Below are 3,488 nucleotides of genomic sequence, written 5' to 3'. Positions count from 1 at the left end.
GGTAGCGATCTTCGATGAACCAGCTGATCGTCTGCTGTACGATTCCGATTCCGATGAAATAGGTGAACAGGAAAAGCAGGTGCGGGAAGACGCGCGGGTCGCGCACCGCGAGTGGGGTGGGGCGTTTGGCTGATTTCGGGCGCGGCCTGGTCGGGGGCAGAACCACTGCCAGAACAAGCGCTACGATCAGATTGAAGGCGATAGTCCCCCAGATCGGCATCAGCGCCCCAAACGGGGCGAGCACGGTGGCACCTGCCGGGCCGAGGATGGATCCGATGCTCATACAGGCGCCAAGCATGCCGAGCCCGCCGGCCCGGTCGAGCGGCGTGGTGGCATCCGTCATCGCGGCCATGGCGGCTGGTTGCAGACCGGGCGACAACAGGCCGAACCAGAGGCGCACGAAGACAAGTGTGAAAAAGGCGGTCAGCCCGGTCAGGACTCCTGCCAGCGCGGCGCTCAGGGCGAACACGAAGATCATGTTGGTCAGGCCCATGGCCGCCAGCGAGAAGACCATGACGCGTTTGCGGCCGAACCGGTCAGCCAGCCGGCCCCAGGTTGGAATGAGCAGCGCATAGACGGCCGCAGACAGGGTCAGGATACCCGCGACCTGAATTTCGGTCAGGCCAGCCTTGCGGGCGAGGGGGGCAACGACCACGAAGTTGATGCTCATGCCGGCGCCCATGGCCACCATGGCAATGCCGATCATCGCTTTCTGGACCCCGGTGAGCGGAAGCAGCGGCCTGTCCGGATCTGTCATGCAAGCGGGCTCCCTCGGCAATTGTTATAATTGTTTGTGTTTGCCCGCCTTGCCAAACGGAATGTGTTCCCAACTGGCAAAGCTAGAGAGAACGCCTTGCACAAGCTAGGGGCATCACCCTAAGTGAAGGCAACAACAGAAAAATCGGAGCGTTGCCCCATGGCCGCCATTCTTGATCTCATCATGGTCGTTCTGCGGATCGCCACATTCATCATCATCATTCAGGCTGTCTTGTCCTGGCTGGTCGGTTTCAATGTGCTGAGCCTCCAGAACCCCACCGTACGCAGTGTCTGGGGTGGATTGCAGCGTATTACCGAGCCGGTTTACCGCCCGATCCGCAACATCCTGCCGCCCATGGGTGGGCTGGACCTGACGCCTATGGTGGTTCTGCTGATCATTTTCTTCCTCGAGCGTGTGATCGCGCGCTACGGCTACGGCATCGTCCCGTTCTGATCGCATGCACAGGCTGATCGTTCGCGTTCAGCCGAACGCCTCGGCCGACCGGGTCGAAACATGGGAAACAGACGCTGCGGGCCGGACCTATTTGAAGGTTCGTGTGCGCGCCGTGCCGGAAGGCGGAAAGGCCAATGCGGCGGTTGAAAAACTGATCGCGAAATGGCTGGGCGTGCCAAAGTCTGCGGTCAGGGTGGTGACGGGCCCAAAGAACCGGTTAAAAGGCCTCGACATTGACGGGCCGCCCGATCTGGCGGCGAAACTGGCCGGGGATCAGGGCAATGAGCGCGCAGGTAATTGACGGAAAATCGGTTGCGGCAGATGTCCGCGCAGACGTGGCAAAGGCGGTCAGCCAATTGCCCGGACAGCCTTCACTGGCTGTGGTCCTTGTGGGGGAAGACCCTGCGAGCCAGGTCTATGTGCGCAACAAGGTGCGCCAGACCGAGGAGGTTGGCATGGTCTCCGTGCACCACCGCCTGCCGGATACGGCCAGCCAGGCCGATGTCGAGACCCTGATTGCAACCCTGAATGCCGATCAAAGCGTCGATGGCATCCTGCTGCAGTTGCCGCTGCCCAAGGGTCTCGATGCTGATGCGGCGATCGAGAAGATCGACCCCGACAAGGATGTCGACGGACTGACCGAAGTGTCTGCCGGTCGCCTGACGCTCGGCAAGCCGGGCCTGCGCCCGTGTACACCGACCGGCTGTGTGATCCTGGCCAAGCGCGCGCTGGGCAGTGACCTCTCCGGCAAACATGTCGTCGTGATTGGTCGCTCTATTCTCGTCGGCAAGCCGGCCGCGCTATTGTTCCTGGCCGAGAACTGCACGGTCACCATCGCGCACAGCCGCACAAAGGACCTGCCGGCCATGTGCCGCGAGGCCGACATTCTCGTGCCTGCCGTCGGACGTCCGCAAATGGTCAAGGCCGATTGGGTGAAGCCGGGCGCGACCATTATCGATGTCGGGATCAACCGGATCGACGCGCCCGAAAAGGGCGAGGGGAAGACGCGTCTGGTGGGCGATGCCGACTATGCCGCCAGCGCGGAAGTTGCGGGTCACATCACGCCCGTGCCGGGCGGGGTCGGGCCCATGACCATTGCCTGCCTGTTGCGCAACACGGTGCTGGCCGCCTGCGCCCGGCGTGGCTGGCCTGTTCCAGACGGTCTGTGAGCCAGTCCTTTTCCCCGCCGGACACGCCGCGATTCCGGCAACTTTGGGAAGATCAGGACGGCCTCTGCGCCCTGTGTGGAAAGCCCATGCCCCCCAGCCGGGCCGATGTGGCGCATTCCACGCTCTGGAAGAAATGGCGGCCGACATTCGACCATATCATACCGCGCGCGCATGAGGGGTCGGACGAGATCAGCAATCTCCGTCTTGCCCATGCCATTTGCAACAAACGCCGAGGCACCGGAAAGGGCTAGGCGAGGCCTGCAGCCCGGACATTCGGCTGGTAGGTACGCGAAACCGGTGCTTCCTGACCGGATTTCAGGATGAGAACCAGTTTGCCATTGGTGCGCCGCGTATCGGCGACGCCATTGTGCGAGACCCACCATGAGCGATGAGTCTGCAGGCCGTTGTCTTCGCCCAGTTCTCGCATCGCATCGGCCAGCCGCATCAGGATCAGTTCTTCTCCCCGGTCTGTATGAACGCGCAGATAGTGATCTTCCGAGGAGATGGCCCAAAGATCTGCCCCCCGATATCGCACTGGCAGGCGCGACAGGAAGCCCGCGACCCGGTCTTCCGGTTCGGCGTCTTCCAACTCGGCCAGTTGGCGGGCCCGATCAATGAGGAAACCACCCGTCGTGATGACGAGCGAGATCGCCAGCACATAGGCGAATTGGATGGGGATTTGCGCCAGGGAAATGGACGCGCCCAGAAAAGCCAGGAAAATACAGAGTGAGATCGTGACCGGAATTGCAAGCAGGACGGCCGCGGCCACAATTCTCAGGGCCGGGTGGGACGTCTTCATGTGCGTGTGGAAGACAAAGGGTACGACCCAATAGGATGCGACCGACCCGACCAGCATTGTGACGAACCACATCAGGAATCGGAGTTTGAGAGAGCCGCCGGTGCCATAGACTCCGAACCATGTGAAGCCAGCCGCCAGCAGGGTGACGATGCCGAGTGTTTTTCCAATATCCTTCAGGGCTGATGCCATCGTGTCATCCCGTGTATTTCGCGCTTCGTGAATGGGTTTGCAGGTATTTGGCGAAGGATTCCAGCCCGCCCGCGCAATCTGCGTAGCGCCGATCCGGCCCGCGCCACACCCTGTCTTCATC

At 61.9% G+C, this 3,488-nt stretch carries 6 protein-coding genes; 4 read left to right on the top strand and 2 right to left on the bottom strand.

Annotated features, from left to right (window positions below; genetic code table 11):
- On the bottom strand, window positions 1-757 hold a 757-nt coding region (locus B4F73_RS14275; RefSeq protein WP_290481061.1), incomplete at its 3' end, for an MFS transporter.
- Between the two features lie 159 nt (window positions 758-916).
- Here B4F73_RS14275 and B4F73_RS14270 point away from each other — a divergent pair.
- The 4 genes from B4F73_RS14270 to B4F73_RS14255 all read left to right on the top strand — a co-directional run bounded on the left by B4F73_RS14270 (window position 917) and on the right by B4F73_RS14255 (window position 2,630).
- The gene (locus B4F73_RS14270; protein ID WP_034810489.1) at window positions 917-1,210 is read left to right on the top strand and encodes a YggT family protein; all 294 of its coding nucleotides are present in this window, start codon (window positions 917-919) and stop codon (window positions 1,208-1,210) included.
- Between the two features lie 4 nt (window positions 1,211-1,214).
- On the top strand, window positions 1,215-1,511 hold the full coding sequence (locus B4F73_RS14265) for a DUF167 family protein (RefSeq protein WP_206991350.1): 297 nt from the start codon (window positions 1,215-1,217) through the stop codon (window positions 1,509-1,511).
- Window positions 1,492-2,379, top strand: a complete 888-nt coding sequence (folD, locus tag B4F73_RS14260; RefSeq protein WP_206991349.1) for a bifunctional methylenetetrahydrofolate dehydrogenase/methenyltetrahydrofolate cyclohydrolase FolD — start codon at window positions 1,492-1,494, stop codon at window positions 2,377-2,379. Before B4F73_RS14265 ends, folD begins: the two co-directional genes overlap by 20 nt.
- A gap of 86 nt (window positions 2,380-2,465) precedes the next feature.
- Window positions 2,466-2,630, top strand: a complete 165-nt coding sequence (locus tag B4F73_RS14255) for an HNH endonuclease (RefSeq protein ID WP_242517395.1) — start codon at window positions 2,466-2,468, stop codon at window positions 2,628-2,630.
- Here B4F73_RS14255 and B4F73_RS14250 read toward each other — a convergent pair.
- Window positions 2,627-3,488 (bottom strand): LytTR family DNA-binding domain-containing protein (locus tag B4F73_RS14250; RefSeq protein WP_290483590.1); only part of this gene is annotated, 862 nt, incomplete at its 5' end. The two genes, B4F73_RS14255 and B4F73_RS14250, sit on opposite strands and share 4 nt — an antisense overlap.

The sequence above is a fragment of the Hyphomonas sp. UBA3601 genome (assembly GCF_002375605.1).
GTDB lineage: Bacteria > Pseudomonadota > Alphaproteobacteria > Caulobacterales > Hyphomonadaceae > Hyphomonas.
The sequence above is the reverse complement of the archived record's forward strand: the minus strand, read 5'-3'. Positions and strand labels throughout refer to the sequence as shown.

Excerpts from the sequence above, each read along its gene's own strand:
- folD (WP_206991349.1), top strand. The coding sequence starts at position 1,492 with ATGAGCGCGCAGGTAATTGACGGAAAATCGGTTGCGGCAGATGTCCGC.
- B4F73_RS14255 (WP_242517395.1), top strand. The coding sequence starts at position 2,466 with ATGCCCCCCAGCCGGGCCGATGTGGCGCATTCCACGCTCTGGAAGAAA.
- B4F73_RS14270 (WP_034810489.1), top strand. The coding sequence starts at position 917 with ATGGCCGCCATTCTTGATCTCATCATGGTCGTTCTGCGGATCGCCACA.
- B4F73_RS14265 (WP_206991350.1), top strand. The coding sequence starts at position 1,215 with ATGCACAGGCTGATCGTTCGCGTTCAGCCGAACGCCTCGGCCGACCGG.